The sequence below is a fragment of the Caballeronia sp. genome (genome assembly GCF_049581465.1).
GTDB lineage: Bacteria > Pseudomonadota > Gammaproteobacteria > Burkholderiales > Burkholderiaceae > Caballeronia.
This window is the reverse complement of record NZ_JBAUSA010000020.1, coordinates 1-4,031: the sequence shown is the minus strand read 5'-3', so window position 1 is coordinate 4,031 and position 4,031 is coordinate 1. Positions and strand designations below refer to the sequence as shown.

Below are 4,031 nucleotides of genomic sequence, written 5' to 3'. Positions count from 1 at the left end.
GCGATATGCAAGGCCGGGGATCCCCGCGGGGTGGCGCGGGAGTTGCGGGGCGGTTGAAGGGGGTGGGTGGAGGTTTGGGGTGGGCGTGTTCCGCTGGCGGTGAGTGTGCGGCAAGGATAGCGTCCTTCTGCTTACGTGGTCGGTCTGCTTAAGTCGGATTTTCTTGCTTATTTCTATTAGCCCCTGTCCGGGGCGGGACTTCATTTCTTTTCAAACGCGAAAAGAAACGAAGCAAAGAAACGCGTTCAAACCGCGAATACCTAAGTGTCGTCGTTGCTCACTTCAGGTTTTTGGCACGAACGTAGCACAGCTCCCACACAACAACCCGCAGTCGAACACCCTCCTCAAGCACCCACGGCGCGCACACGCTTCGCCTCAACCGCCCCAATCCGCCAGCACACCAGCGGCTCCGCCCTCGCCCCACACGCACCGTCACCAGCACAGCCCAACCTCGCCCCACACTCACCGCCGCCAGAACCGCCCCACCCTAAATTCACCACCATGCCCCAATCCACCGCCCCATCGATCCCCAACATCCTGACCATCGCCGGCTCCGATTCCGGCGGCGGCGCCGGCATCCAGGCCGACCTCAAGGCGTTTTCAGCGCTCGGCGCCTACGGGCTATCGGTCATCACGGCCCTCACCGCGCAGAACACACGTGGCGTGACGGCCATTCATACGCCCGACCCATCGTTCGTCACAGCCCAACTGGATGCTGTTTTCGACGATATCCGCATCGATGCCGTGAAGATCGGCATGCTCGCCAACGCCGACATAGTGCGCGCAGTCGCAGCGGCGCTGCGTCGGTATCGCCCAGTGCACGTGGTGCTCGATACCGTGATGATTTCCAAAAGCCTTCACGCGCTGCTCGCAACCGAGGCAGTCACCGCGCTGCGCGACGAATTGCTGCCGCTCGCCACGCTCGTGACACCCAATCTGCCCGAAGCCGCCGCGCTGCTCGGCGAAGCGCCAGCCACTGACGAGCACGCAATGGTCCGCCAGGGCGAAGCGCTTCGCGAACTCGGTGCGCGCGCGGTGTTGATGAAGGGCGGCCATCTGGACGCCACCGATAGCCCCGATTGGCTGATCGAAGACGGCGGCTCATTGCGCTTGGGCGGCGTGCGCGTACCGGTTAAAAACACGCACGGAACTGGCTGCACGTTGTCATCGGCGATTGCGGCACTTCTGCCCCAACGCGATACGCTCGCCGCCGCTACCGCCGACGCCAAGCTTTACCTGACGGGCGCAATCGAACAAAGCACGCGACTCGAGGTCGGACACGGAGTCGGTCCGGTCCATCATTTCTTCAGGTGGTGGTGAAGCGCGCGGCGCGTTCAGGCCAGTCGTCCGGCACGATAAAGCCGCGCGAGCGCTCGCGCCCAGTCTCAGGGTCGTAGGTTGCAACCATCAAAGGCGATGACAGGTTTTCCACACTGATTTGCTCGGCTGTGGAACCGTCACGCTCGGCCAGCCAATCGAGTCGCGGCAGGACGGCGCAGATTTCGTCCCCGACCGATTCCCGCCATTCCGATACCGTTTTCCACCAGCCGCGCAGGTGATCGCCAGCGAGTTCGGACGGCAGGCTCGCAGGCCAATCGCGATAGAACAATCGGCCTTTGACCAATAATTCGGCACGCCACGGGCCTTCAAAACCGAGCGACGCGAATTCAGCGCGAGCGCTCAATCCGAGTTGATGCCGCAACAGGCGCCCATGCTTGAGATCGAAACGATCCTGCAGATTGGGACCGACGAAGTTCGCAAGCGTATCGATACCGCCATCGCCGCCGATGTGCAGGTAGAACTTCACGGCCAGTTCCCAGTGAAGCCGCTCGCCGCGCGCGTTTTCAAGCAGGAAATCGACCTCGCCAAGCGTAACGCCCGACGCGCGCAGCGGCACGTTCGCCGCGATCAATCGCGTGTGCGGTCCGTGGGCAATGAAGTATTCCAGCAAGGCTTCAGCGTAAAGACCGAGAAGCTTGAGGGGCGGCCTGCGGACTTCTGCATGGAGTGCGGCGGGATCGCGATCGAGAGAGTCGAGCCACTCGATCGTGGCATCGTGCTCAGCAACGGAAGACACCGGTCGCGCGAGCGGCGCACCCGCCCGGGATGCGTCCAGCAAATCAGGCGAAAAGAGCAGCCATGCCAGGTCTTGGACGGTGGCATCGTGGTAACGAGGGCTTGCCGAATGGTCGGCTGTCATCCAGGTTGACGCCTGCAAATGCCCGCGCGGCGCGGTCGTCACTCGACAACCTTCGACGCCCGGTACGTCGCCTGGGCTAGACACAGATCGACCCATGCCTTGGCTTTATCGGGGAGACTGCGTAGCAGATACGCCGGGTGATAAGTGACGATGACCGGCACGCCTTCATAGTCATGCACGCGCCCCCGCAACGAACCGACGCTCGCATCCGTGTTGAGCAAGCTGTTCGCGGCAAAGCGGCCCAACGCGACGATCACCTTCGGCTTCACCAGTGCGACCTGGCGCTTCAGGTACGGCTCGCAACGCGCGACTTCGTCCGGCTCGGGATTGCGGTTACCGGGCGGCCTGCACTTGATGACGTTCGCGATAAAGACGTTGTCCTCACGCGACAACGTGACCGCATGCAGCATGCTGTCAAGCAACTTGCCCGCCGGACCGACAAACGGTTCGCCCTGCTTGTCCTCGTTTTCTCCGGGCGCCTCACCCACCAGCATCCAGTCGGCCTCGCGATCGCCGACGCCGAACACCGCATGCGTGCGCCGCTCGCACAGGCGGCATCGATCGCAGACGGAAACCCTTGCGGCGAGCGTGTCCCAGTCGAGAGTCGCGATTTCGGCAGTCGTATCGTCGATGAGATCGGGCAGCGACACGGGCGTTTGCGGAAGATCATCGAGCCACGGAAGATCGTCGAAGGCGGGTGGCGGCGGCATGTCCGCCGTTGCGTCCAGCGCGGCGTCCTGAATCGGCGGCATCGCGCGTTGTTCTGCCGCGAGCGCATTCGGCGACACGCGACGCTCGATGTTCCCGGTTTGCCGAGCACTCAAAGGCGCTGCAGTGCGCGCCGGGACGTCTTCCAGCGAATCGCCGTTGCGAGAAACGGCAGACCCGCGCTCCGGCGAAAAAGCAATGGCGGCGCGATTCAACAGGCTCGCAGCCGACCCCTCGCGCTCGGCCTGAGCGGTCGATTCAGAGGTTGGCCCAAAGGCCGACTCAGAGGCAGAGGCAGAGACAGGGGCAGAGACAGGTATTGATGTAGAAACGGAGGCAAACACGTCTTTGGAAGCGGCTTCTGAAACCGCTTCACCATCCTCGTCAGCCGCAACCGCTCGGGCTTGCCGCCTGACCCAGACCGTACCCAGTCCAAACTCTTCCAGCATCGACTCATTCAGCGGCATCCGCGCCCTCCTTGGAAAACGTGAGACGCATGACGAGTGCGTCCTCGCGCGACCGATGCCGCGCGGGGTAATAGTTCTTTCGACGCCCGATCGTGGCGAAGCCAAACCGTTCGTAGAGATGGACGGCACGCGGGTTCGACGGCCGTACTTCCAGCAAGATTCCGTCAAGCTTCTGAAGCCGCGAAAGGCGCACGGCTTCGCGCAGCAACGCGAGCCCTGCACCCGCGCCTTGCGCTTGGGGCGTGACGCACAGATTCAGGAGATGCATTTCATCGACGACCGGCATCAGCACGCAATATCCAATCAGCGTACCTGTGACGTGGCGCAGGCACACGCCGTAATAGCCGTTGCGCAGCGAGTCCTGGAAGTTGCCGCGCGACCAGGGAAACTCGTACGCCAGTTTTTCGATGGCGGCGACTTCATCGAGATCCGCTTCTGTCATTGGCGACAGGTAGCGATCCGTGAGCAGCACGCCGCTCACCGTATCGGCTCCGGGGCTGGCCCTGCTGGCTCGGCCTGGCTGTCGAGTTTCGCAGCCGCGTCTTTTTCCGCGCGTGCCGGCATGCGCTCCGCCGTGGTCTGGGCGACTTTATTGCGGACATACTCCGGCGCGGCCTGATCGGGCGCGACAGTTCGCCCGGCGCGCAACGCACGCA

4 protein-coding genes and 1 pseudogene are annotated in these 4,031 nt (G+C 63.2%); 1 reads left to right on the top strand and 4 read right to left on the bottom strand.

From position 1 onward, the window contains the following. Positions 1–501 precede the first annotated feature (501 nt). Positions 502–1,320, top strand: coding sequence for a bifunctional hydroxymethylpyrimidine kinase/phosphomethylpyrimidine kinase (thiD, locus tag WCA53_RS00450; protein WP_423904089.1), 819 nt, complete (start codon positions 502–504; stop codon positions 1,318–1,320). Here thiD and WCA53_RS00445 read toward each other — a convergent pair. The 4 genes and pseudogenes from WCA53_RS00445 to WCA53_RS00430 all read right to left on the bottom strand — a co-directional run. Then, complete coding sequence (locus WCA53_RS00445) at positions 1,307–2,200, bottom strand: DUF1853 family protein (protein ID WP_423904086.1); 894 nt, start codon at positions 2,198–2,200, stop codon at positions 1,307–1,309. The genes thiD and WCA53_RS00445 overlap by 14 nt on opposite strands. Before the next feature lie 38 nt (positions 2,201–2,238). Next, positions 2,239–3,375, bottom strand: a complete 1,137-nt coding sequence (locus tag WCA53_RS00440) for a uracil-DNA glycosylase family protein (RefSeq protein WP_423904083.1) — start codon at positions 3,373–3,375, stop codon at positions 2,239–2,241. Continuing rightward, positions 3,362–3,856 carry a ribosomal protein S18-alanine N-acetyltransferase gene (rimI, locus tag WCA53_RS00435; protein ID WP_423904076.1) on the bottom strand — a complete coding sequence of 165 codons (495 nt, stop codon included), beginning with the start codon at positions 3,854–3,856 and terminating at the stop codon, positions 3,362–3,364. The genes WCA53_RS00440 and rimI overlap by 14 nt, the downstream gene beginning before the upstream one ends. After that, positions 3,853–4,031: pseudogene (locus WCA53_RS00430) on the bottom strand (tRNA (adenosine(37)-N6)-threonylcarbamoyltransferase complex dimerization subunit type 1 TsaB); the annotation flags it as partial. The gene rimI and the pseudogene WCA53_RS00430, both read right to left, overlap by 4 nt.

Coding starts and splice junctions, on each gene's coding strand:
- WCA53_RS00440 (WP_423904083.1), bottom strand. CDS start 3,375: ATGCCGCTGAATGAGTCGATGCTGGAAGAGTTTGGACTGGGTACGGTC.
- thiD (WP_423904089.1), top strand. CDS start 502: ATGCCCCAATCCACCGCCCCATCGATCCCCAACATCCTGACCATCGCC.
- WCA53_RS00445 (WP_423904086.1), bottom strand. CDS start 2,200: ATGACAGCCGACCATTCGGCAAGCCCTCGTTACCACGATGCCACCGTC.